The sequence below is a fragment of the Rhizobium sp. GCM10022189 genome (genome assembly GCF_042656325.1).
GTDB lineage: Bacteria > Pseudomonadota > Alphaproteobacteria > Rhizobiales > Rhizobiaceae > Rhizobium.
In genome coordinates this window covers 113796-138136 of the sequence record NZ_JBHSOR010000037.1, presented here as the reverse complement: position 1 = coordinate 138136, position 24341 = coordinate 113796, and the positions used below count along the sequence as shown (strand labels likewise).

General features: G+C 57.2%; 23 protein-coding genes and 1 pseudogene. 19 read left to right on the top strand and 5 right to left on the bottom strand.

The window, feature by feature from the left end; translation table 11 throughout:
- Positions 1-111 precede the first annotated feature (111 nt).
- On the top strand, positions 112-558 hold the full coding sequence (locus tag ACFPWW_RS14010; protein ID WP_377312117.1) for a helix-turn-helix domain-containing protein: 447 nt from the start codon (positions 112-114) through the stop codon (positions 556-558).
- Here the strand turns inward: ACFPWW_RS14010 and ACFPWW_RS14005 are convergent.
- Together ACFPWW_RS14005 and ACFPWW_RS14000 are read right to left on the bottom strand one after the other, a co-directional pair.
- Positions 548-2830, bottom strand: coding sequence for a PAS domain-containing sensor histidine kinase (locus tag ACFPWW_RS14005; protein ID WP_377312116.1), 2283 nt, complete (start codon positions 2828-2830; stop codon positions 548-550). The genes ACFPWW_RS14010 and ACFPWW_RS14005 overlap by 11 nt on opposite strands.
- A 55-nt stretch (positions 2831-2885) precedes the next feature.
- Positions 2886-3527 (bottom strand): response regulator transcription factor, encoded by a 642-nt coding sequence (locus tag ACFPWW_RS14000; protein ID WP_377312115.1) that lies wholly within the window; start codon positions 3525-3527, stop codon positions 2886-2888.
- Between the two features lie 278 nt (positions 3528-3805).
- Here ACFPWW_RS14000 and ACFPWW_RS13995 point away from each other — a divergent pair, with 278 nt between their 5' ends.
- The 4 genes from ACFPWW_RS13995 (at position 3806) to ACFPWW_RS13980 (ending at position 6611) form a co-directional block, all read left to right on the top strand.
- Complete coding sequence (locus tag ACFPWW_RS13995) at positions 3806-4213, top strand: EF-hand domain-containing protein (protein ID WP_377312114.1); 408 nt, start codon at positions 3806-3808, stop codon at positions 4211-4213.
- A 171-nt stretch (positions 4214-4384) separates the two neighbouring features.
- Complete coding sequence (locus ACFPWW_RS13990; RefSeq protein ID WP_377312113.1) at positions 4385-5143, top strand: hypothetical protein; 759 nt, start codon at positions 4385-4387, stop codon at positions 5141-5143.
- Positions 5144-5185: 42 nt separating this feature from the next.
- A complete protein-coding gene (locus tag ACFPWW_RS13985) occupies positions 5186-5836 on the top strand; it encodes a response regulator transcription factor (RefSeq protein ID WP_377312112.1) in 651 nt (216 codons plus the stop codon).
- A gap of 409 nt (positions 5837-6245) precedes the next feature.
- Complete coding sequence (locus tag ACFPWW_RS13980; RefSeq protein WP_377312111.1) at positions 6246-6611, top strand: response regulator transcription factor; 366 nt, start codon at positions 6246-6248, stop codon at positions 6609-6611.
- A gap of 175 nt (positions 6612-6786) precedes the next feature.
- Here the strand turns inward: ACFPWW_RS13980 and ACFPWW_RS13975 are convergent, their stop codons facing one another.
- A complete protein-coding gene (locus ACFPWW_RS13975) occupies positions 6787-7749 on the bottom strand; it encodes an SDR family NAD(P)-dependent oxidoreductase (RefSeq protein WP_377312110.1) in 963 nt (320 codons plus the stop codon).
- Between the two features lie 97 nt (positions 7750-7846).
- On the opposite strand from ACFPWW_RS13975, the gene ACFPWW_RS13970 reads away from it, so the two are divergent.
- Complete coding sequence (locus ACFPWW_RS13970; protein WP_377312109.1) at positions 7847-8797, top strand: AraC family transcriptional regulator; 951 nt, start codon at positions 7847-7849, stop codon at positions 8795-8797.
- Between the two features lie 538 nt (positions 8798-9335).
- Positions 9336-9686, top strand: coding sequence for a hypothetical protein (locus ACFPWW_RS13965; RefSeq protein ID WP_377312107.1), 351 nt, complete (start codon positions 9336-9338; stop codon positions 9684-9686).
- Positions 9687-9728: 42 nt separating this feature from the next.
- Here ACFPWW_RS13965 and ACFPWW_RS13960 read toward each other — a convergent pair.
- A pseudogene (locus ACFPWW_RS13960) lies at positions 9729-10238 on the bottom strand (IS66 family transposase); the annotation flags it as partial.
- Positions 10239-10249: 11 nt separating this feature from the next.
- Positions 10250-11422: a pyridoxal-phosphate dependent enzyme gene (locus tag ACFPWW_RS13955; RefSeq protein ID WP_377312106.1), complete on the bottom strand. Its 1173-nt coding sequence runs from the start codon at positions 11420-11422 to the stop codon at positions 10250-10252.
- Positions 11423-11999: 577 nt separating this feature from the next.
- Here ACFPWW_RS13955 and ACFPWW_RS13950 point away from each other — a divergent pair.
- The 12 genes from ACFPWW_RS13950 (at position 12000) to ACFPWW_RS13895 (ending at position 24339) form a co-directional block, all read left to right on the top strand.
- On the top strand, positions 12000-13349 hold the full coding sequence (locus tag ACFPWW_RS13950; protein ID WP_377312104.1) for an aspartate aminotransferase family protein: 1350 nt from the start codon (positions 12000-12002) through the stop codon (positions 13347-13349).
- A gap of 15 nt (positions 13350-13364) precedes the next feature.
- Positions 13365-14054, top strand: a complete 690-nt coding sequence (locus tag ACFPWW_RS13945; RefSeq protein ID WP_377312102.1) for a GntR family transcriptional regulator — start codon at positions 13365-13367, stop codon at positions 14052-14054.
- Positions 14051-15061 carry an aldo/keto reductase gene (locus ACFPWW_RS13940; protein ID WP_377312101.1) on the top strand — a complete coding sequence of 337 codons (1011 nt, stop codon included), beginning with the start codon at positions 14051-14053 and terminating at the stop codon, positions 15059-15061. Before ACFPWW_RS13945 ends, ACFPWW_RS13940 begins: the two co-directional genes overlap by 4 nt.
- A gap of 11 nt (positions 15062-15072) precedes the next feature.
- Positions 15073-15957: an NAD(P)-dependent oxidoreductase gene (locus ACFPWW_RS13935; RefSeq protein ID WP_377312100.1), complete on the top strand. Its 885-nt coding sequence runs from the start codon at positions 15073-15075 to the stop codon at positions 15955-15957.
- Positions 15950-16864, top strand: coding sequence for an SMP-30/gluconolactonase/LRE family protein (locus ACFPWW_RS13930; protein ID WP_377312099.1), 915 nt, complete (start codon positions 15950-15952; stop codon positions 16862-16864). Before ACFPWW_RS13935 ends, ACFPWW_RS13930 begins: the two co-directional genes overlap by 8 nt.
- A 109-nt stretch (positions 16865-16973) precedes the next feature.
- A complete protein-coding gene (locus ACFPWW_RS13925; protein ID WP_377312098.1) occupies positions 16974-17978 on the top strand; it encodes a BMP family lipoprotein in 1005 nt (334 codons plus the stop codon).
- Between the two features lie 86 nt (positions 17979-18064).
- Positions 18065-19654 carry an ABC transporter ATP-binding protein gene (locus ACFPWW_RS13920; RefSeq protein WP_377312330.1) on the top strand — a complete coding sequence of 530 codons (1590 nt, stop codon included), beginning with the start codon at positions 18065-18067 and terminating at the stop codon, positions 19652-19654.
- Positions 19651-20775 (top strand): ABC transporter permease, encoded by a 1125-nt coding sequence (locus ACFPWW_RS13915; RefSeq protein ID WP_377312097.1) that lies wholly within the window; start codon positions 19651-19653, stop codon positions 20773-20775. Before ACFPWW_RS13920 ends, ACFPWW_RS13915 begins: the two co-directional genes overlap by 4 nt.
- Complete coding sequence (locus tag ACFPWW_RS13910) at positions 20763-21731, top strand: ABC transporter permease (RefSeq protein ID WP_377312096.1); 969 nt, start codon at positions 20763-20765, stop codon at positions 21729-21731. The genes ACFPWW_RS13915 and ACFPWW_RS13910 overlap by 13 nt, the downstream gene beginning before the upstream one ends.
- A 30-nt stretch (positions 21732-21761) precedes the next feature.
- On the top strand, positions 21762-22721 hold the full coding sequence (locus tag ACFPWW_RS13905) for a nucleoside hydrolase (protein WP_377312095.1): 960 nt from the start codon (positions 21762-21764) through the stop codon (positions 22719-22721).
- 3 nt (positions 22722-22724) lie between these two features.
- Positions 22725-23315, top strand: coding sequence for a DUF4269 domain-containing protein (locus ACFPWW_RS13900; protein WP_377312094.1), 591 nt, complete (start codon positions 22725-22727; stop codon positions 23313-23315).
- Between the two features lie 34 nt (positions 23316-23349).
- Positions 23350-24339: a BMP family lipoprotein gene (locus tag ACFPWW_RS13895; protein ID WP_377312093.1), complete on the top strand. Its 990-nt coding sequence runs from the start codon at positions 23350-23352 to the stop codon at positions 24337-24339.
- Positions 24340-24341: the final 2 nt, after the last annotated feature.

The window sequence follows — 24341 nt, the reverse complement described above, 5'->3', positions numbered from 1 at the left end:
GTTTCCGCCACCTAGCTCAGGGGCTACATAATATATGCCCTGGCTCAGTTGTTTCGGAATACGATTGGGTCAAATGTCGCCGCGTTACGTGAACATGCGAGCTGTGGACAGGTGGTTCAGTCAATCGATCTTGAAGAACTCGAGCAGACGAAGGCGGACAACGGCTCTCACGTTCGAGATAAGGTAAAATGTGTCGAAAGTTGCAAAACCCTGCGGGCCGGCCTTTGTGACTGGCAGGCAAAGCGGGTAGTTCGATACATTGACACCAGACTGCATAGTCAAATCCGCGTCGCCGACCTTGCCGCAACTGTCCGGATGAGCCCCGGCCATTTCTCGCGCGCATTCTCGATTAGCTTCGGGATTACACCTCACGTCTTTGTAATGAAAGCACGTATCAACCGGGCGCAAAACCTCATGCGTGCGTCCGATTCGGACATGTCGGAGGTGGCAGCAGCGTGCGGGCTCGCCGATCAGGCGCACTTTACGCGGCTCTTCCGACGTTTCGTCGGCACGACGCCATCAAGCTGGCGAATAAAAAAGGCGGCGGTTATGTCGTGACTGCCGCGAACTCGCGCTTGCCGGCTTGGTTCTCGTCATCGTTGGCCTCGACTGGCCGAATTGGAAGGCTGAACGTGATCGCCGCGCCACCCTCAGGGAGGGTGATTGCCTTCAGCTTTCCTTGATGTGCCTCCATGATAGACCGGCAGATCGCCAGCCCCATGCCCATGCCGTCCTGTTTAGTCGTGAAGAACGGCTCGAAAATCTTGTCGGGGTCGCTTATTCCGGCACCGCGATCCCTAACCTCGACCTCAATGAAATCACCTCCGGCAACGCGCGTCGTCACCGTGACGATTTGATCACGGGGATCGAGCTCGTGCATGGCTTCCGACGCGTTCCTCAGAAGGTTCAACAGTACCTGTTCTAGCTGGATGCGATCGGCGCTGGTCACGGGCAGGGATTCGCTGAGTTGCAGATCAATCTTGACCTTGTTTGATACGAGCTTATCGGCGATCAGGTCGCGGACCTCGGTTACAAGGCCGTTAAGATCGACCTTGTGCCGTGGAAACACGGCTTTTCCGAACAACGCCCGAATCCGACTGACAACTTGGGCTGCGGCATCGGCGTCACGGACGATCCATTCGGCTGTTCGGTTAGCCTTTTCCATGTTCGGTGGCGTCGCGTTCAGCCAACGCTGGAAAGCGTGCGAGTTTGCCACGAGCGCCTGCAGCGGCTGATTCAGCTCATGGGCGATTGAAACGGATAGTTCGGAAAGGCTCGCTGCGCGCAGCGCCCTTGCCAAGCGTTCGTCCGATCTGCGCAACGCCTCCTGTGCTCGAACCTCGTCATCTATGTCGAGATTAACGCCGTACCAGCGGACGATATTGCCGCTCTGGTCGCGCAGAGGTTCGACGCGAGATTGCATCCAGCGATATTGACCGTCCTTGTGCTTGAGGCGACCCTTGTGGCTCAAAGGCTTGCCGGCGGCGATCGTCCGCCTGACAACGGCATCCACAGCCGCACGATCATCAGGGTGAACGAAATCAGACAACGCCGCCGCGTCTCCTTCAAGCACGGCTTTGGCCATGGCTGGACCCGACCATTCGACGAAGCGTGCGTTAAAATAATACGGTGTGCCGTCGGGCGTCATCAGCCAAATAAGCGACGGGACTGTGTCCACCAGAAGGCGCAGTTCGTTTTCACTCTTACGAACGGCTTCCAGAGCATCGATCTGATCGTTGACGTCAAGGCACACACCGTACCATTGCAGGATATTGCCATCGCCGTCCTTCAAGGGCTCGGCCTTCCCGTCTATCCATCGATACACGCCGTCGTGACGTCGCTGTCGATAGCTGAGTGCAAAGCTCTCTCCATTCCGGAATGACCGGTCAAGGGTGGCCTTCCAACGATCGCGGTCTTCTGGATGGATGCTATCAAGAATTGCGCTTGAAAACTGGTTTGCGTCCGACGGCTCCTCACACGGGATCGAAATCCCAGTCCATTTCGCTAGCTGTCTGTTGATGTACGAGGGCCTGCCGTCTGGTTGAGCACACCAGATCAGCGCGGGTACCGTGTCGATCATTCGCTGCAACTGGTTCTGGCTATCTCGCAACGCAGCCTCGGCTTTCCGTTGGTCGTCGATATCGACTGTGGTCGCGAACCAAGCGACGATATTCCCGTTTTCATCACGCGAAGCGATGGCGGAGTCCCTTAGCCAGCGGTACGTGCCGTCGTGTCGGCGGACCCGCTGCTCCTCAAATATGGGCTCTCCTGTGGAGAGGCTATGACGCCATCGTTCGAGACAGCCTTCCACGTCGTCAGGGTGAACGAATTTGCTCCACCAGGAATGATCGTCAATCTTCGACAGCTCGCTCATTTCCTCGGCGGTGACGCCGATGTAGTCCAATGCCTTGGGGTTGAGAAATCGCAATCGGCCGTCGGGATATGCTGACCAGCCGAAGCCTGGAATGTCCTCAATGTTTGGCTGATGAGTCTGGTATACTCGGTCAAACAGTGTCTTCGCATTCACGAGCTTGAGCATAATTGCGAGGCCTGCGGCGCAAATGCTGAAAAACAGCAGATGGCCCGCTGGGTCAGCGCCATCGTAGTAAGGCGAGTAGAGAAATAGCGCCGCACCCGCGCAAACGACCAAGTGCAACGGCAGAGCGTAGCGGCATTTTGCTAGAACGCAGGTGGCGGCGACCGTGAGGAGAAGCCCATTGGGGTCGGCGCGGAGAGCACTGACCAGAACACCCGCCGCGCCGATAGCGGTGGTAAGCGCTCGGCGGCTGGCATTCGAGGCGAAGTTTGCGGAAAGCCAGGAAATCACCATGAACAACCACCTTGGGCAGCCTGAGAAAGGACTAGGAACGCATTTTCCAATAGGACTATTGCTTCAGTTCCGCGGGCAGCGAGTGCCAGGCGCTGTAGAGCTGAGCGAAGGAGGCCACCTGCATCTTCTTCATGCCGTTGCTACGGTGAAGCTTGACTGTCGCCTGGCTAATGCCGAGCGTATGAGCAATCTGCTTGTTCAATTCTCCGTCGACGACCATCCGGAGTACTTCGCGCTCGCGGATCGAAAGACTTCCAAACGATGTAACGAACTTATTCGATACAGTTGCCACCTCACGACGGCCTGTGTCGAGTTTGATCGCTCTGAAAATTGCGTCCAGGAAGGTTTGTTCACGAACTGGCTTCGTTAGGAAATCATGCGCGCCGGCTTTCATCGCCTGAACGCTCATCGCGATATCGCCATGGCCTGTGAGGAAGACGATTGGCGTGGCCACGCCTTTTTGAGTCAGCTGGCTCTGAAGATCCAGGCCACTGATACCAGGCATACGGACGTCGAGGACAAGGCAAGATGGTCGGTCGGGAAGGCGGGCGTTCAGAAGTTCGTGGCCGGAGGAAAAGGTGATCGCGTCGATCCCGACGGAGTTCAGCAAATTGCCTAACGACTCACAGACCGACGCGTCGTCGTCCACGAGAATTGCGATCGGGCTTTCCGCCTTTTCAGACACGGCGAACGTCATAAAACCCCCAAAAAGACGATCCCCACAATCGTCGATTATTCTCTAGACGAAATAAAGATTACACTGTGAACAATGGAATTTGAAGAAGCGCGGGGCCCACCACCCGGCAGATGCAGAAGGTTGTAGCGAACCTCGCCAATCTTTGTACAGAGGTCGGACCGTGTTTTTGTGAGAGTGGCTTGCTCAGGTCAACGCGATAAATTGTGTTGGAGAGCTTCAGGCAAGCCAGCGGTTGCATCACGCTCTGGTTGCTTTCTCAGTTTCACCAAGGAGGTATTATGAGAATCGGCTCAAGTGGAGATTCAATTTATTCGCTCTTTTTGCCCAAAACCAAATCCGAGCCTGTCCCGGACGCGGGCCTACAGCAGGCGGCTCCTTCCATTCGCAGATCGGAAACCGTGGGGTCGGAGGATTCCGTGGCAGCGGCCTTTCTCGCGAGACTGGCGCAGAGCAGTTTCAATCGAAATGACACGAACAAAGACGGGTTTGTCGATCAGGACGAGTACGTCACGAACAATATGAAGACGCGAGGGGATGGGTTTAAGCCCGAACTCGCCGACGTTCAACGCACGTGGAGCGAGATAGACAAGGCCGGCGCTGGTCGCCTTTCCCAAGAGCAGTATGAACAGGGGTTCAGTTCCGTGTTCAGCGCATCTGTGGGAAAATTTGATAAACCTCTTCGATAATTCCTCGAGCCTGCGATCTGTTTCAGACCGCAGGCTCAATACCACGGGCACCTAGCCCCGGGAACAGGTGCACCAATTACTCGGGCTCATAGAACTAAATGGAGCTTTCCGGTAGTTTTTGCTCCGCAGCGCCCCAGTCCTGGGTACGCGCCTATTCGCATGGGTGCAGTCATGAATGTTCTGGCCAACGACGAAAAGGACAAAAAGGGGAACGGGCAGGCCTTGGCATCGCTACGAGACGATGTTGCAAGGGCCGCACGTCTTCTAACGTTGAGGCAGATGGCAGCAGCAACGGTCCTGGACCTCAGGCAGCCACTTTCGGTCATAGCCTTGGATTGCGGCGCGGCGATGCACATGCTCGAAAACCGAGAGGCACCGGTCAATCAGCTCGGCACGTTGCTCCAGCGCATCGTCGACTCGGTTAGCCGAGCGGAAGATGTTATCGCCACATTCGACCAGACGGTCATGAAACGTTACCCTAGCTGCCAGGAACTCGATCTGGGCGAAGTAATTGCAACTGCGGTTCATTTCGTAAGCTGCGAAAGCACGTCCAGGGGCCTCAGAATCCAGTGCTCTATCGACGGCGACAGCAACAAAGTGCAAGGTGACAGGGTCGCCTTGCAACAGGTTTTCGTAGGTGCCCTGGTGGCGGTAATGCGATCAATTGCCCCTTCGTCAGGGCAGAAATTGCTGGTGACGAAAGACACTGACGAGTACGGCATTAAAGTAACCGTCACCGCCAAGCAGGAGCACAGAGCGGAGGCGAATATTCCGGTCACTTATTTCGGAGCAGACGAAGAAGACGAACGGATCGCGAGCCTAGAAGCCTGTAAGGCCATAGTAGAGGTTCATTTGGGAAAATTAGTCCCAATCGAAAACGAATTTGAGTTCGGATATGAGATTTGGTTGCCCACTCTGCCATTTGCCTGAGGAAGGGAAAGCCTCGAACGCAAGCGATCGGAAGGGATCTTTATGCCTAAATCCCAGCGCACGGAAAAGCCGGAACCGACAATCTTTATTGTAGATGATGAACAGCATCTCGGGAGCTCGCTCGTAAATCTTTTCGAGTCGATGGGAAAAAAGGCGATCAACTATCGCAACGCTACTGATTTCCTGACAGCACTCGATTCAGATGCACCTGGTTGTATCTTGCTAGACGTCCAGATGCCGGACATGAGCGGGTTAGAGCTGCAGGAGAGGCTTGTGAAGATCGGCAATCCATTACCTATTATCTTTATGACAGGTAACGGAAACGTCTCAATCAGCGTCTCCGCTATGAAAGCCGGCGCATTTGATTTTCTTCTGAAGCCCTTCAACAGCAGTTCAGTTGTCGCGGTAACGGACAAGGCAATCGCGCACGATGCTAGCAACCGTCGAGCTCTTGCGGAACGCAATGAAATCCAGGCCTGCCAGGACAAGCTTACGCCCCGAGAGCACGAGGTAATGAAATATGTCACGCAGGGTTTGATGAACAAGCAAATTGCCCACGAGATGAGCATCAGTGAGATCATGGTCAAGCTTCACCGCGGGCGGATGATGCGGAAGATGAAGGCTCGGTCAATTGTGGAAATTGTTCGAAAGTATGATTTCTTGCGTGCAGGCCAGCAGCATCTGCCTGGTTGATCGTCGGATCTGCGATACGACGAAATCCGGCGGGCACAGCCGCCACCACCTCGTTCACCGCTAAGCCCTGGCCACGGGTTCTTCGATAAGGTCCATACTTGCAGGCATCGGATCATTGCCCATGAGGTCCGCCCGCACCTTGGGAAAAGCTCTCAGTAGCTTCCACCAAGAGACTCTACTTCTAAGGAGAGCCAGCGGGAGAGGGAAGACCGGTCGAAAATCGTTGCGTCGACCGCTTTTAGACACACTCAGGTATACCTGTGGGGTGGGCGCGCTCGTGTTACTGTGGCTTCAACGAGTGGATGAGATCCGTTTCATATTTGCAGCATAACGTGCAAATGGTGGCCTCCGACCAATGTCTCTCGAGAGAGTCCGAGGGCAGATATAACGGTGCAAGGACCTGCGAGTCATGAATTTGAAATCTAAAGTTATCGCCATAGTCGACGACGATCGTAACCTGAGGGACGCCTTACAGGACCTGCTGGAAACGGCAGGTTACGAAAGCCAACTATACCCCTCGGCGGAGGCTTTCCTCGAAAAGGAGGGCTATGCCGGCGCGGACTGCGTGCTTACAGACATAAACATGCCCGGGATGTCGGGGATCGATATGCTCAAAGAGTTACAGGGACTACCTCACTTACCTCCGATCATCATAATGACGTCCTACGACGACTGCGATACGATCTCGGCGGCGGCCAACAGCATGGCGGTGGCATTCCTTTCCAAGCCTGTCGACACTGCGGAGCTGCTGAAATGCTTAGCAGCCCTGGCATAGCAGTAACGTTTTGCAAATGATACTCCGTCTGTTTTGGGCAAATCAGCCGCAATTGACCAGGGCAGGCAAAGCCTGACCGGTGCGGCAACATACCTCCACGTGCAGGGAGGACTTGCCTCATGGCCCGCATGTCTAAGCATCGATGGGATGCGGCATGCGGGACAGGGTCATCGAACTAGACATCGGAAAGGCCGCAAAGTCGAAGGCTCTCCTTCCACAGGAGCTCGGCGTGATCTTCGTCGACCGCGTAGGGCCTGACTCCGAAGCGCGCCTCGGCTTCGAGCGGTGCAATGTCGCAGTTCTCGCAATAGACGCCGCCGATCCCCTGCAGGTCGGAACTGGTGACGCACCAAACCATAGTAGCCGCGCCCTGGGCAAAATTCTTTCGATCCGCCGCTGGATCGATTATCGGTTCTCCATTCGGATCGAGGGCTTCGAAGGCGGCGATCTCTTCCGCGGTCAGATGTCGTGCCAGAGGCCCCACGATTGATCCGGGATGAACCGAATAAGCCCGGATCCCATGCACCTTTCCCCGTCGATCAGCAGCCACAGCGAATAGCGCGTTTGCAGTCTTAGACTGCCCGTAGGCAGTCCATTTGTCGTAGGGGCGCTTTCGGAATGCGAGATCGTTCAGATCGAAACCCGGGATCATGTGGCCGCGCGATGAGAGGGACACAATCCGGGAGGTGCCGGCCGCGCGAAGAGCCGGCCACAGCCTGATTGCGAGCCGAAAGTGGCCAAGGTGATTTGTCGAGAACTGCCCTTCGTTGCCGTCTTCGTCCCGGAAGAGGGGCGTTGCCATAACTCCGGCGTTCAGAATGAGCCGGGAGATTGGCCGTTCCGACGACAAGATTTTATCCGCAAATCGGTCAATCGACGCCGGGCACGTCAGCTCAAGCTCTTGCATCTGAACGCCAGGAATGTCCGCAATCGCTCTTTCGGCCCGCGCGGTGTCGCGAACTGCCACGATCATTGTCGCTCCCGCTCCACTTAGGACCCGAGTCGTCTCCAGACCGAGACCGGATGCTCCGCCGGTTATCACGACGACTGTGCCGGCCAGCTCCTTGCCTTGCGCGACCTCCGAAGCGGTCGAATAAGGCGTCCATTTCGTACCTAACGGTGTTTGTGAAAGGCTCATTCCGCTTTGTCTCCACGTTGTCGGAAGCTCCATATGGATGTTCCTCGCGGGATGATCTATGTGCAGACGGCCTGAAGATTATAGCGAAAGTCCTATTATGGCGATCGATCCGCTCTCTGATCTCATTCACCTTGCCGATGCGAAGGCCGTTGTCTCCGCGGGATTGAAGGCCTCTGGGTCTTGGTCGATGCCAATCGACGTCGACGATGATTTGAAATTCGTGGCCGTTACCGAGGGCCAGTGTTGGATATCGATTGAGAACGGCCCGGCCCAACACCTCGAGAGAGGAGACTGTTTTCTCTTGCGGGGGCCAGTAGCGTTTACAATCGGGACGGAACTGGGTGGTCAGACGGTCACTGCCTACAGCGTTTTCGCCGACACTCGCACCGGGTTCGGGACCATCGACGCGGGCGACGGATCAAAATTCTCGTGCATCGGGGGGAAAATGGAAGTCGCCGATAGCTTCGAGCTCCTGACGTCTTCGTTGCAGTCCCTCGTTATCCTCAGAGGCGAAACTAAGGCGGCGGTCAAGGTTCGCTGGTTATTGGAACAGCTGGTGGTGGAGCTTGCCGAGAATTCGCCGGGCGGGCAGGTCATGTGTGAGCAAATCATGCACATGATTTTTATCGAGATGATCAGGATCGGAATGCAAAAAGGCAAGATCGGCCCCGGTCTTCTCTCGATACTTTCCGATCCGAAGATAAGTCCGGCGGTGATGGCGATGCACGGCGACCCCAAACATCATTGGACCCTCTCGGAGCTTGCGGGCACGTGCAACCTCTCCCGTTCTCGTTTCGCTGCTCGTTTCAGCACCGCGGCCGGGATGTCGCCGATCGAGTATTTATTCCGATGGCGAATGCATTTGGCGAAGAAGGCGTTATCGCTGCCCGGCAGTACGTTAGCGCGGGTGGCGGAGGACGCTGGATATCAATCCGAGGCGGCGTTCGGATCGGCATTCAAGCGGATGTTTGGCTTTTCGCCGCGGAACCACCGTGTCGCAGCGAAGGCGACGCCGAGGGAGGAGCTTGAAACTACAAACTTGTTCTAACCCCATAGTCGGTCCCCGAATTCGACTTCGCCATTCGAACCAGTGCGTTCTGACAATGTGAACGAGAATGTCCCGATTGACCTCGCGGCCGCTGATGTTGTTGTCAATTGAGGTCGGCCATCAGTGTTGCCCACGGAGGTCGGCGAATGGGGTTCAGAATTTTTGTTGGGAAGGCCACAAAGCGCTATGGGTTTCCTTGGTACTCTTCGCACGATTAGCGTAAGCGCAGCGTCCGCACAGCATACTTAGGTTCACTATCAACTCCAGACTTGTCTGTTAATCTTTGACGGTCGCCTATCCCCCCTCCCAAGCAGGCGACACTCGTAGACCGACGATCTCCTCTTCGTCGGACCCCTGTGGCTATCAGCCCAATTCGGGCCGTCTCTTCCGCCGGAGACGGCCCCTTTTTTATATTTAGGGGAGTACCGAGGCCGATCTGTGAGGAATCTGTTTCACTCGGTAGTAAACGGTGTTTCCAAGCCACGTCTTCGAACGGTTGGTTCACAGACTAGAAACATCTTCATGTGAAGTTTCGTAAATGTGGACAATAACTGATCTTATACCGTGGGCGTTTGCGCTGCCTCCCGCTCTTTGGGAATTCCGGAACGTGTGGAGACGGCATGGCTGGATTTTGGGAGCCTGTGCCGGCTTAATCGTCTTCGGCGGCATATTTGTCTGGATTTATGTTGTCCAGCAGTCAGCCCACAATATCAACTATGGAGCGCTAGGTGTTGTGCAAGCGCTCGGGTTGCTGCTTGGACCACTTGCTGCTGGCATCGTTATCACCAGGAGGATGGGCTTGGCTGCTGGAGTTTTTGCAGGGATAGCCACTGGATTCTGCGTCTACGTCGCCACTGCCACCATTGGAATTGGCATCTACGGCGAGTGAAGCCTAAGCGGTTGTATTCGGCTGCGGGTTCGAGCTTTGCGGTTAGGCCCATGGTAACAGATCGTCGAGACAGCTCTGCTTGTGGCCGTTGACGATGGCCTTGAGCGTGGCGGTCAGATAGGCGAGCGGATCGACAGAATTAAGCTTGCAGGTCTCAATCAGCGAAGCGATAGTCGCCAGTTTTCCGCACCCGCGTCATGACCCGCGAAGAGAGCATTCTTCCGATTAAGCGCTATCGCCCGGATTGTTCTTTCGACGGCGTTTCTGTCGATCTCGATGCGGCCGTCAGCCAGGAAGCAGCAAAGGCCATCCCAGTATTCATCGATATATGCCAGTGCTTCGCCAAGGGGCGACTTGCCAGCAACGCGAGCCCGATGCTGGCTCAGCCAGGTCCGCATGTCGGCGATCAACGGCGCTGATCGTCCCTGCCTGCCAGTCGACGGGCCTCGGCGTCCAGACCCGCAGCTCAGTCTCGATGCGATGGAGTTCACCGATCCGCTTCACGCCTTCCTCGGCAATAGGCGCTGAGCCAGTGCGGGTGATCTCGACCAGCACGACGGCGGTCACGCGCTCTCAGGCTGTTGAAAGACTGCATCTTTTCGTTCGGTGACAGCCGAAGGGAGATCTATCGGAGGTTTCATGCCTGAGCCGGTCAGAATTACCACAACCCGCTCACCTGGCCGCACCTTCTTCGCGGCCAGGAGCTTCTTGAGCAGCACATAGGCGGAAGCGCTGGTGAGCTCTACGAACGGACCGCGCGCGGATAGTTCGGCGCGGGCCTCCTCAAGCTGTCGGTCCTCGACCGCCCAGGACGCGCCTTGGCTCTGTCGTATGGCCGCAAGAACAGCATTGCCGCGTACAGGGTCGGCGATGGCGATCGCTTCCGCGAGAGTGGGAAGAGCTGTGACTTTCGTCCAATTTGGAAGTCCCAAAGCGAACGCGTCGGCGATTGGCGAGCAGTTCTCCGATTGTGCCCCGTAAAGGCGCGGCAAAGAGCGTATTTCGCTGGATCTCAGGAGATCATTGAATGCTCGATAGCAACCGAGAATGTTGCTGCCACCTCCAGCAGGCGCAATGATTGCGTCCGGTGCTTCGAAACCCAGCTGTTCCCAGATTTCGTAGCCTACGGTTTTGACGCCATCTATGAATGCCGGGTGCCAATTGTATCCGGCATAGAAGTAGTCACGATCAGTCATAGCCGCGTCTGCGGCGGCTTGCGTCGTGCCGTCCACGCGAATCACCTGCGCCCCTGCGGCCGCCATCTTGGTGACATTGGCGGGAGATGTCGTTGAGGGGACGTAAATACGACACGGTACCCGCGCTGCGGTGGCGTAAGCGGTGAGCGAAGCGCCGTAGTTGCCCGTGGAATCTCCGGCTATCGCGGTAGCCCCTGATGCAAGTAGGTGATTTAGTAGGACCGATACCCCCCGGTCTTTGAACGAACCGGATACGCTCGTGAACTCGCATTTCCAAAAGACATTCACACCGTCGATCACGTCATGAACGAGTGGCGTCAAACCTTCCCCCAGGCTGACGGCCAGGCTGCCTTGATGGATCAGGCTTCGTTGGTAGCGCCAAAGAGAGCGATTTCTCCCGTCAATGTCGTGACGACTGAACCTTGTGTCTCTTCCTAAGATCTCGAGTGGCAGGCCCGTTTGTTCGCAGCGCCACACCAACTCATTGAGCCGATATCGCGGCGCACTGGGGCGGCTCTGAAGATAGGTGTCGGATTTCATGGCCGAATTCTGATCTGCGCGTCAGTTGGTGAGGAAGAAGGGGCGTCGTGGGGGCGTCTGATCGCAATTGTTAAGTGCCAGTACCACCCCGCCGCTTATCCATTCCTGGATACTAATCGGGCGGGTGGATCGCATCCACTATCCCGCTGGATAGGGGGACTACGTCAGGTGATCAGGCTCGAACGTTGACCATATTTGTTCATGTCGAAAGCAAGGCCTCGTTTTCCAAAGGTTCGATTGCGACCGTGGTGAAAATAGGACTCCTAGAGAGATCGCTATCGCCAAATCCGACAGTTCGCGCAGAGGGCTTGTCGGGTTCAAGCGAGAGCTGAAGCTAGTTGACTATTGTTAGAATGTATACATTATATCAATGAGTAAATCAACGATGGGTACGAAATGGTGGGGATTGGCTCTAGCCCCCCAGAACGTTCTGGCGGTGGCGTCATCTCAATTTGCCGTCTTTTCGCTGTGAGGATTGCGGCGCTGTTGCGCGCGGTCCAGAGCGCCCAAACGCTGCCGCGACTGCGGCCGGAAAACACAAGAAGCTCCCGTAAACGAGAGCGCACACGAGGAAACCATGACGGCTCCAGCCCGCAGCCCAAGCACCGCCAAGCAAAACAGCGCCTTGATCACAGAGGTAGAGGAAGCGGCGGGAGCGTTCGCCCAGCGCAACCCGAACAGTGGAAGGTTGTTTGCCAAGGCGCAGGCTTCAATGCCCGGAGGAAATACACGAAGCGCACTCTACTTCGATCCGTTTCCGCTGTATGTCGAGGAGAGCTTCGGCGCACGGATCAAGGACGTGGATGGCCACGTCTACCTCGACGCGCTTGGCGAATTCACCGCAGGCCTCTACGGGCATAGCGACCAGCGCATTCGCGATGCGATCGTGGTGACGGCTGGCAAGGGCGTCTCGAACGGAGCACCCGGCTCGGCGGAAATCAATCTTGCGGACGCGGTCTGCGCCAGGTTCCCGGCGATCGAAATGGTGCGCTTCTGCAATTCGGGGACCGAAGCAAATCTCTACGCCCTGACCCTGGCCAGGGCAGCAACCAAGCGAACGAAGCTCATCGCGTTCAGTGGCGCTTATCACGGCGGCGTCCTCGTTTTCGGTGGCGGCGGAGAACGGGTGAACGCTCCATATGATTGGACCTTGTGCCGCTACAACGGTATCGACGAAGCCACTGCCACAATCGCGAAGGTCGGGTCGGAACTCGCTGCGGTCATCGTCGAACCGATGATGAGCAACGGCGGATGCATCCCCGCGACCCGCGAATTCCTGGAGGCTCTGCGCCAAAGCTGTGACAAGGTCGGGGCTCTTCTGATCTTCGACGAAGTCGTCACCTCGCGGATGGGACCCGGTGGTTCGCATGCGCTCCACGGTATTACCCCCGACCTGATAACGCTCGGGAAATACCTTGGGGCCGGCTTCTCGTTCGGTGCCTTTGGCGGCAAGGCGTCGATCATGGACCTGATGAATCCACAGCGGCCAGATGCGCTGCCTCACGCCGGAACCTTCAACAACAATGTCTTCACCATGTCCGCAGGCTTCGTCGGGCTTAGCGAAGTGTTCACCCCGGAGCGCGCACAGGAATTATACGAAGCGGGTGAAGCGCTCCGTGTCAGACTGTCGAAACTCGGACACGAGTGCAGCCGAATTGTCCAGTTCACGGGGTGCGGTTCGGCCATGAACATCCATTTTGTAGATGGAGACATCACGTGTCCGGAAGACCTGGTCGCCGAGCCCAAAGAGCTGTTCAACCTATTCCATTTCGATCTCATGGAGGCCGGCGTCTACGCGGCGCGGCGCGGCCAGATCAATTTGAGTCTGGCAATGAACGACGATGACCTGACATTGCTCGAACAGGCGGTAGCCCAATTTTTGGAACGACGTGCGCCCATTATCCGTGCGATAGGTGGCGAACGTTGAATCTCAGAGGTCTCCATGATCATCGAAGCCCAATTTAAACATCGCACGCTCCCGGAACAGTTGGCTGACCACATTGTCGAGCTGCTGGCCATGGGGCGGCTGGAAGCGGGGCAGCGGCTTTACGAGAAGGAAATCTGCGAGCTGCTCAACGTGAGCCGCGTTCCCGTTCGCGAAGCCTTTAGAATACTAGGCGCTCAGGGCGTGGTTCGAACGGAGCCGAACAGAGGCAGCTTCCTCGCAGACCTCGGTCCCGACGAGATGGCCGAAATGCTCGAGATCCGCCTCTCGGTAGAGCGGATCGCGCTTCGGCGTCTCCTCAAGCTTGTCCCCCGGCACCCCGAGATTCTTACGGAGCTCACGGACGCTGTCGAAAGCCTTCGCAGGGCTTCGAAGGTTGATGACCAGCTAATGTACTGTCGCGCCGATCTGGCTTTCCACGCGAAGGTGATCGAGCTCTCGATGAGTCCTTTGCTAAAACCGATCTGGGATTCTTTGTCCCGCGCTGTCCTCGTCTTCCTGATGCGCGAGCGGAATGTCAACTTCGACTACGAAGCGGCAATCCAGGACCACGTGGTACTTGTCGAACTCATCAGGGACCGCAAGCAGGCGGCGCTCCACAAGGAGATCGAGCGGCACATTACGAATACTCGGGACAAACGTGTCGGTCGAGCTGGCCTGCCCCGAACTGAGGATGCTCCCAAATGACGAAGCGTAAACTTGGCCGAAGCGGCCTGGAGCTTTCCCCGGTCGGTATGGGAGGCGTCCCGCTGGGGGAAATCTACGATAGAATTCCGGAGGATCGCGCGCGCGAGACCCTCGATACCGCATGGGCATCAGGGGTAAGATACTATGATACGTCTCCGTGGTACGGGCGAGGCCTCAGTGAGCTTCGGTTTGGATCAATGCTGCGCCAGCGGGACCGTTCCGAATACGTGATATCCACCAAGGTTGGCCGGACGTTCCATAGGCCCCGGGATCCGTCGACATTCAAGGGAGAGTTCTGGGCCGGCGGCTTACCGTTCCAACACCGCTTTGACTACACGTACGACGGTATCATGAAATCCTATGACCAGAGCCTCATGCGGCTGGGCATAAACACGATCGATATGCTGTTGATCCACGATTTGGACGTAGCGGAGGTCGGCTCGGAGGATTTGGTCGCGGCACATTTCAGGGACTTGGAGCGTTCCGGTTGGCGCGCGCTCGAAACTCTCAGGCACTACGGTGAGATCAAGGCGATCGGCGCGGGCGTGAACATCATGGGCACAATCCCGGAGTTCCTGAGGAGGTTCGATATCGATTTCTTCCTCGTTGCCATGCCGTTCACGTTGCTTGACCAGCAGGTGCTGGATAAGGAGTTTCCGCTTTGCGCCGAGCGAGATGTTGGGATCATTGTCGGCTCGCCCTATGCATCCGGAATTCTTGCGACCGGTACCGCGGTCGCCAATCCATTCTACAACTACGTTCCCGCCACGCCTGAAATCATAGAAAAGACCAAGCGTATCGAAGCTGTGTGTGCAGCTCACGGCGTTCCACTCAAAGCGGCCGCCTATCAGTACCCATTGAGGCATCCTCTCGTCGCGAGCGTCGTATCGGGCGCAGGTTCGAAAGAGCAAGCCGCGGAAAACGCGGCCCAGGTAGGCGTGTCCATCCCCGATGACTTTTGGGAAGCACTAAAAACTTCCGGTCTTCTCCATCCGCTTTCCCCGTGAGGCTTTCGGTGATGGGACTCGAGCTCCAGCCAGGTGACAAGATTGCATTTCTTGGTGTCGGGCAGATGGGCGTCTATATGGCGGACCGTCTCGCTCAGGCAGGATACAACGTCGTCGGGTGGACACGCACGCCGCGCAATCGCGATGGCTCACCTCGTTTCGAGATGGCCAAAAGCGCTAATGATGCGATCAAGCATGCGAAGGCGGTTATTGTCTGCCTGCGCGACGAGGTGGCCGTGCACGAAGCGCTGTTCAAGACCGGCAACTATCGCGCCTTGGACGCAGGGGCGATCGTCATCGATATGGGAACGTCCGGCCCGGAGGCGGCTCGCTTGCACGACGATGTTCTTGGAACTGTTGACGTCGCCTACCTCGATGCCCCTGTGTCCGGGGGAACAGTTGGAGCGCGCGAAGGGACGCTCTCCATCTTCGTTGGCGGAACTCAGGAAACGTTTGGCCGCGTGCGTTCCATGATGCGTTCAATGGGCAATCCCTTTTATATCGGGAAGGTGGGGAGCGGGCAGGCAGCCAAGCTCGCCAACCAGATCATCGTAGGTGTTACGATAGCGGCAGTCGCGGAGGGGTTGGCATACGCCGAGTCGAGGGGGATCGATCCCGGCGTCTTGCTCGAAGCTCTCGAAGGGGGATTTGCTGGAAGCCGGGTGCTTAAAATACACGGCCCTCGGATGGCTGCACGCGACTATTCCGCGCCCGGAGCGGTGCGGCTGCACCTGAAGGACCTTCGTCTGGCTGCTATGAGCGATGGCCTTGACCAGCTACCACATGCACGGCTTGTCAAAGCCGGTTTCGAACGCCTTTCCGTCATGGGCCAGGACGGCCTCGATCACAGCGCTTACGCAAAGCTGTACCATGCCGTCGGGGACAGCGATGAGTAGATTGTCTCTCTCCGAGATGCTCGGAATGTCTTTAGACCAGATGTTCGCCCAGGGTTTGGCGCTCCGGGTTGAAGGGTCACTTCGATGGGGCGAAGGCCCTGCCTATCTCCGGGCGCAGGATCTCTGGATCTACTCGGATATTCCTAACAACCGTGTGATGTCTTACTCTCGGCGCGCTGGCGTTAACGTCTTTCGCTCACCCAGCGACTTTGCAAACGGACACTGCCCCCTGCGAGACGGCGGCTTCGTCTCCTGCGAACACCTCTCACGAAGCGTCACTCTCACCGATGTGAGCGGGAGGACTTCGATACTCTGCGATCGCTTTGAAAATCTGCGGCTTAATTCACCCAATGACGTCGTTGAGGCATCCGACGGGGCCATTTGGTTCACCGATCCCACATACGGGATACTCTCGGATGCCGAAGGTCAGAAAGCCGACCCCGAGCAATCCTCTAACAGGGTCTATCGGTACGATCGCGAGAGCGGAAAACTCACAGCCGAAATCGACGGGTTGTCGATGCCAAACGGTCTTTCATTCTCCCTCGATGGCCGAACGCTTTTCGTCGGAGACAGCGGAGCGGAAATGGGACCGGAACTCGGATTCGATCCGAGCGGTCCGAGGGACGTTTTCTCTTTTGCGATTGACGAGAGTGGCCATGTGGCGGGGCCTGGGCAGCAATTCTGCCACATCGAGCACGACGTTCCCGACGGAATGCGCGTGGATGCCAAGGGACGGCTTTGGGTTGCGACCGGGCGTGGTGTTGAATGCTACGCGGCCGACGGAAGCTTCCTCGGTTGCATCGCCACACCCGAGATTGCGTCAAATCTCGCGTTCGGCGGTAGTGCGGATGACGAGCTATTCATCACTACGGCGACGGCCGCATGGCTTCTTCCGTTCCGGAAGTGAACGTCAATGAAATAGCCGCTGAGGGCAGCAGCGGGTTAAATTCGACTTGTTATAATGTATACATTATGATATTATGACGCGACAAATACAAACACTGGGAACGATTACGATGAAACTGGGATTAACGACCGCTTTGGTGGTGGCATTGGCTGCCTCAAACAGTTGTGGCGGTTACGCCGCCGACATTAAGCCTGCCCTTCTTTACGATCTCGGAGGCAAGTTCGACCGGGGATTCAATGAAAGCGCCTTCAACGGGGCAACCCGATTCAAGAAGGAAAAGGGAATTCCCTTTATGGAGTTCGAGCCGAGCAACGACGCGCAGCGCGATCAAGCTCTGCTGACGTTCGCAAAGCAAGGCGCAAATCCAATTGTCGCTGTCGGCTTCACCTGGGAACTGGCCATAAAGAAGATCGCACCCAAGTTCCCTGGGTCTCATTTCGTCATTGTTGACAGCCACGTGGACCTCCCCAACGTCCAGTCTGTGGAATTCGCATACAATGAGGGCGCGTTCATGGTGGGCGCTTTGGCGGGCCTGAAGACCAAAACCAATGCGGTTGGATTCGTCGGGGGAATGGATATCCCGCTGATCCGGGACTACCAATGCGCCTACTCACATGGAGCCCACTATACCAATTCCAAGACCTCCATTGTCGCGAACATGACCGGAACGACCCCTGCGGCGTGGTCAGATCCCGCCAGGGGACGTGAATTGGCGCTCGGTCAGTATGACCGCGGTGCCGACATCGTGTTCGCTGCCGCAGGTGGTACCACGCTCGGGGTCCTTCAAGCCGCGGCAGATGCAGGTAAACTGGCGATCGGCGTCGATACCAACCAGAACGGCTTTCAACCCGGGCACGTGCTGACCTCTGCGGTGTCTGCCACCGATGTCGCGGTCTATATCGCGCTTGACGACGCGCTTTCCGGGAAGTGGCATCCTGGAGCGCGGCACCTCGGTCTCGAAGACGGTGCGGTCGGTTGGGCGCTTGACGACAACAATCGTCCGCTGCTGACGGATGAGGATGTCGCAAAAATGAACTCACTCAGAGACGACATCGTATCCGGGAAGATAAAAGTTCCGGATTTCGTCAAGGCGGGAAGCTGCCCGGCGCTTTGAGGCGTCGCCTAGCGACAGCCCTTTTCACTCGACTAGGCTGGTTTCGGCTCGCCTGGTCGCTAGGCCCAATGGAGTGTCGGTACGTGATGCGAGAAATTGACATCGCCAAAGTCGACGGATCTCCCGCCGTCGAGTTCGTGGAACTCTGCAAAAACTTCGGTTCCATAGTCGCGAATAGAAACGTTTCTTTTTCTATCCGTTGTGGAACCGTTCACGGGATCATCGGTGAGAACGGCGCGGGCAAATCCACCCTTATGAGCGCGCTGTTTGGCCTCTATCGTCCGGACTCGGGCTCGATCCGCCTCCACGGGAAGCAGGTAACGCTGGATTGCCCCGCTACAGCCATCGGTCACGGTATCGGCATGGTCCACCAGCACTTTATGCTCGTGGAACGCCTCTCTGGCCTTCAGAACATTATCCTCGGCAACGAGGGGAAATTCTGGTTGGGCGGGAGAATGCGGCGCGCCCGGGCGCTCGTTCAGCAAATACAGGAGCGCTACTCCCTTCATTTTCCGCTGGACGTGCCCACGCGCGATTTGCCGGTCGGGGTGCAGCAACGGGTCGAGATCGTGAAATCGCTCTATCGCGGAGCCGATATACTGGTCCTGGATGAACCGACGAGCGTTCTGACACCGCAGGAGGTCCAGGGTCTCTTCCGGATCTTTCGAGAACTCGCGAGCGAGGGCAAAACGGTCATCCTGATCACCCACAAGCTCCAGGAGATCATAGACGTCACTTCCAGCGTGACGGTCCTCCGAAACGGTAGTGTCATAGAGACGCGGGCCACCAAGGACGTCACACGCGGGGAACTCGCAGAAATGATGGTGGGGCGCAGGATCGTGAGTAACACGGCATCCCGCCCGAAATCGTCTACGACTGCTAAAGTCGCCGTCGAGAACCTCACGATAATCGATGCCGCGGGCACCCGTCGAGTATCCGACCTCTCGTTTGAAATAAAATCCGGGGAAATTCTCGGCATAGCGGGAGTTTCAGGCAACGGTCAGACGGAGCTCTTGGGTTGTCTAGCCGGACAGTTACCGATCGCCAAAGGTACGGTCAGGCTAGGAACCCGCAGTTGGGACGCCTCCAGAAGCATCACCACGCTGGACATTCGTAAAGCTGGTACGGCGCTGGTGCCTGAGGATAGGCTCAGGCACGCCATTATCGGGAAATGGCCGGCGAGGGATAACAGCGTCCTTGGTCTCCAAAGATCAGGAGCGGTGCCTGGCGTAGGAGCTCGAATGGACACCGCGATGATGACGTCCTGGTGCAAGGACCTCATGAAGCGCTTTGATGTTCGCCCGGTCGATCCACAGCGAGCCACAAGCGTGTTTTCCGGCGGCAACCAGCAGAAGTTGGTGATCGGCCGTGAGCTGTCAACAAATCCCGAAATTATCGTCGTCGGTCAGCCGACGCGCGGCGTGGACGTCGGTGCTATCGAAGCAATCCACGCAAGCATCCTGGCCGAGCGCAACTCCGGAAAGGCCATTCTCGTCGTCTCCGTCGAGCTTGAGGAAGTCACCTCGCTTTCGGACCGAATTCTCGTGATGTTCGGAGGGCGGTCCATGGGAATTCTTGAACGAGGCGAATTCGACGAGGCCGTGATTGGTCTGATGATGGCCGGGCTCTCGAAATCAGAAGCGATGAGCCACCAACGCAAGGAAAAGCAATCATGAAGAAAGCGTCGACAGCGATTGGCTCCGTAATCGCGGCCATGGCCAATATTTTCATGGCGTTGTTGATTGGCGGCCTCCTCGTCGCAGGCGTTGGCGAAGATCCCATCGCCGCCTTTTCCGTGGCGATATCGGGCGCGTTTGGCACTCTCGACGGGCTTTCCTATACCCTTCACTACGCCACCAATTTTGTCTTTTCGGGATTGGCCGTCGCGGTCGCCGCCCAGGCGACGCAGTTCAATATCGGTGGCGAAGGGCAGGCGTATGTCGGCGGACTCGGTACGATAGCGGTGTGTTTTCTCTTGCCCTGGATGCCATGGTGGGCGGCATTGCCGTTCGCGCTTGTCGCCTCGATGTTGATGGGGGCCGCCTGGGCATTCGTACCGGCGTATATGGTAGCGAAGCGAGGAAGCCATCTGGTCATCACGACCATCATGTTTAATTTTCTGGCGTCCCTGCTGATGATCTATCTGATCGTAAATTACTTCCGCGAGCAAAGCTCGATGATTCCGGCAAGCGCTGCGATTCCGGACAACATCGAGCTTTTGCGTTTCGACAGCGTTCTGACGTGGCTTGGGATCGACGTCCCCGAGTCTCCTCTCAACGTCATGGCACTCGTCGCCATAGGCGCATGTTTCGCAGTGACCTTTCTTGTTTGGCATACGCGGTGGGGTTTTGAGCTGCGGGCCGTTGGCGCAAATCCTGCCGCCGCCTCATTCGCCGGCATCAATGTCAATCGTCTGACGCTGCAGTGTATCTGCTTGTCCGGCGCTATCGCCGGTCTGATTGCCGTTAACGAAATCATGGGCGCGCAACATCGGCTCATGCTCGACTTCGCCCTTGGATATGGATTCACCGGGATTGCCGTTGCCATGATCGGGGCCAATCATCCGGCCGGGATCGTTCCGGCGAGCATCCTCTTCGGAGCGCTCTACCAGGGCGGCGCGTCACTCTCGTTTCTTTTCCCATCTGTCTCTCGAGACGTAGTGACGGTCCTGCAGGGTCTGGTCATCCTTTTCGCGGGCGGGCTCACCCACGTTCTTAGGCCGCTGGCCGTTTCTCTTGTCGAGAGAGCAATCGGCAAGGTCACGCATGGCAGGGAGACCGTCTCATGGAATTCGTAGATATCATCCTTCTGACCGCATCGGCCCTAAGACTTGCCGTTCCAGTCGTGCTTGCCGCAATGGGTGGCCTCTATGCTGAAAGCTCGGGCGTCGTCGACATAGGGCTCGAGGGGAAGATGCTGGCGGGTGCCTTCGCGGCGGGATCATGCGCCGCCGTCTCAGGTGATCCCTTTGTCGGTTTGATGGGTGGCGTCGCGGTCGCGCTGGCGGTCTCGCTTGCCCAGGGTTTCGCGTCCATCACTCTGAGGGGCAATCAAGTCGTCGTCGGATTGGCCGTGAACATCCTGGCCAGCGGGCTGACTGCGTTCATGGGAATCGCGTGGTTTCAGCGGGGAGGGCAGACACCGCCGTTGGACGGCTCGTCGAGATTTGCGGCCATTGAATTGCCCTTCACCGAAGCATTCACCAGAATCCCGGTTTTCGGACCCTTCTACAAAGATGTCCTGAGTGGACAGACAGTCCTGACCTACTTTGCGGTTCTCGTAGTGATCGCGAGCTGGTTAGTGCTCTCTCGAAGCAGTTATGGCCTTAGGCTGCGCGCGTGTGGCGACAAACCTGAGGCTATCGATACAGCGGGCATATCCGTATCCCGGTTGCGATATTCGGCAATGGCGTTGAACGGCGCTCTGTGCGGGGCTTCAGGTGCCTATCTGTCGCTTGTTCAAGGCGGTGCTTTCTTCCGGGACATGACAGCGGGCCAAGGATACATGGCACTTGCCGCCTTGATATTCGGTAACTGGAAGCCGGGGCGTGTTTTCGCCGCGTGTTTGCTGTTCGCCTTCGCGGATGCTTTGCAGGGGCGACTCCAAGGTCTGAGCATCGCAGGTATCCAGATGCCAATTCAGCTGATCCAGGCGGTGCCCTACCTGCTCACGATTCTGCTTCTCGCCGGAGTGGTCGGAAAAGCCGAAGGCCCGGCTGCGGCGGGGAAGCCATATCGTAAGGGCGAGCGCTGAGCCGTCCGAATTTCAAGGAGAGGAAGAAGAATGTCTATCAAGGTTATCGTGGATACGGACACCGGCGTTGACGACGCGATGGGATGCGCGCTCGCGTTGCGTTCTCCTGAGCTGGATGTTCTCGCGTTCACGTCGGTCTTCGGAAACGTCAGTGTGGAACTGACAACCGAGAATACGGCTTACCTCATGGAGGTCTTCGGGCGGACCGATATTCCTCTTGCAAAGGGTGCTGGGCGCGCGCTCGTGGGCCACCCGAACTACTCCCCCTTCGTACACGGCGACGACGGGGTGGGAAACGCAGGTTTCCCCAAGGCGGGAGTCGTCAAGCCGATCAAGCAATCCGCGGCCGAGTTTACTGTCGAGCTCGCTCGCGCCCATCCCGGTGAAATCACCTACATCGCTCTCGGCCCCCTCACAAACCTAGCACTTGCGCTCGCGATCGACCCTGACCTTCCCAACTATTTGCCACGCGTCGTTTGGATGGGCGGTGCTGCTTTCGTTCCGGGCAATGTAACCGCGGTCGCCGAGGCCGACGCCTGGCATGATCCGGAAAGCGCCCAGATGGTGCTTCAGCAGGGCGGTTGGCAGGTCGATATGGTCGGTCTCGACGTCACAGACGATACCATTCTCGACGAAAGCGATCTGAAGCGTCTCGAAGCAGGCAGCGAACAAGCCAGATACATCGCGAAAATGATGCCGTTCTACATGCGCTTCTACTCGGCTAAGCTCGGACAATACGCTTGTGCGGCGCATTCAGCGCTGACCGTGGCCGTCGTCGCGGACCCCGCGATCATCACCGCAGCCAATAAGTATCCCGTTCAGGTCGAACTTGCGGGGAGGTTGACCCGCGGCATGACGATCGCCGATCGACGCACAAACAACTCGAACGGCGGCCAACCCGATTGGAAGAACACTCCACTCACGAATATCCTCACCGATGTCGACCGTGAGCGCTTCCGGGAGATGTTCTTGAGCCGCATCGAGGTTTGAGCGATGGGTTCGCGTGTCCACTACCTGCAGGCGGTTCACGAAGCAGACATCGAGCGGCACCTCGCTCATTGGGAGTGGACGCTTGCCGGAACGCCGCCGCTCGGTATCGAAGCCATGGGAAGCGATATCGACGTCATTTGCTCGGTCGAGAACCTTGCGGAGTTCTCCGGGGCCATTTGGCGCGCTTTTTCCGATCGCGAGAATTTCCGGATTTGGCAATGGGTTCGGGGACAGCGATGCATAGTCGCCAACTTCCGGGTGGCACGGTGGGACTTCGAGATATTCGGAAGCGAGGAGCCCCTGCGCGAACAAGCCGCTGTTCTCCACTTCGAGATCGAGGAGCGCCTCCTTAAAAGGGGTGGTGAAGGCTTCGCACAGGCAGTTCGCGCCGCCAAATACGAGGGGAGAAAGACCGAGCCTGCCTTCGCCGAGCTGCTTGGCCTCAAGGGCGATGCTTATCAGGCCATGCTCGATCTTCATGTCCAATCCGACTCCTACCTCGACGATCTACTGGAGCGGGCGGGATATGGATCGTCAGCATGCAGCGGCAGGACCACCTCCTCGAAAGGCGAAGGCTCCAGCCACAATCATTGATCTTTTCAAAACGTAAAAAAGAAGGGGATTTCGCATGAGAAAGATGATCTTCGGAGCTTGCCTCGCCGCCATGTTGGGCAATCCCGCGTTGTCGGCAGACATAAAACCCGCTTTGCTTTACGACATGGGCGGCAAGTACGACAAATCCTTCAATGAGAACGCTTTTGCGGGAATGGACAGGTTCCGAAAGGAAACGGGAGCGAAGGTCTTCGAGTTCGAACTCAATCGTGAGACCGAGCGGGAACAGGCCCTTCGCACCTACGCGAGGCAAGGAGCGAGTCCGATCGTTGTCGTAGGATTTGCCTGGTCGGACCCGCTCAAGAAGATCGCCCCACAGTTCCCCAGAATGCAGTTCGCGATCATCGACAGCGTGGTCCACGAGCCGAACGTGCAGTCGATAGAATTCGCCTACCACGAAGGTGCGTTTGTGGTCGGAGCGTTGGCTGGCCTCAAAGCCAAGTCGGGAAAGGTCGGTTTCGTGGGTGGCATGGATATTCCGATCATCAGAAATTTCGAATGCGGATATGAATCTGGAGCCCGATACGTCAACCCGAACGTCGAGGTCATCCAGAATATGACGGGCACAACGCCAGCTGCCTGGTCTGATCCTGCCCGTGCAAGAGAGCTGGCTCTAAGCCAGTTCGACCAAGGCGCTGATGTCGTCTTCGGTGCTGCCGGCGGCAGCACGATGGGCGTTCTACAGGCTGCTGCCGACGCCAAGAAGCTAGCGATCGGCGTTGGCACCAACCAGAACGGTGTGCAACCCGGAAACGTACTCACGAGCGCAACCGCCTTTATCGACGTCGCCGTTTACCAGACGTTGAAAGACGCTGCCGACGGTAAGTGGAAAGGTGGAACCCTGATCCTCGGTGTGAAGGAAAAGGGCGTTGGTTGGGCCTTGGACGACAACAACAAGCCGCTCCTTACCGAGGCGGACGTCCAAAAAGTGAATGAGATCGAAAGCGGTATCGCGAGCGGGGCGATCAAAGTTCCCGACTACCTGAAAACGAACTCCTGCATGTAGTA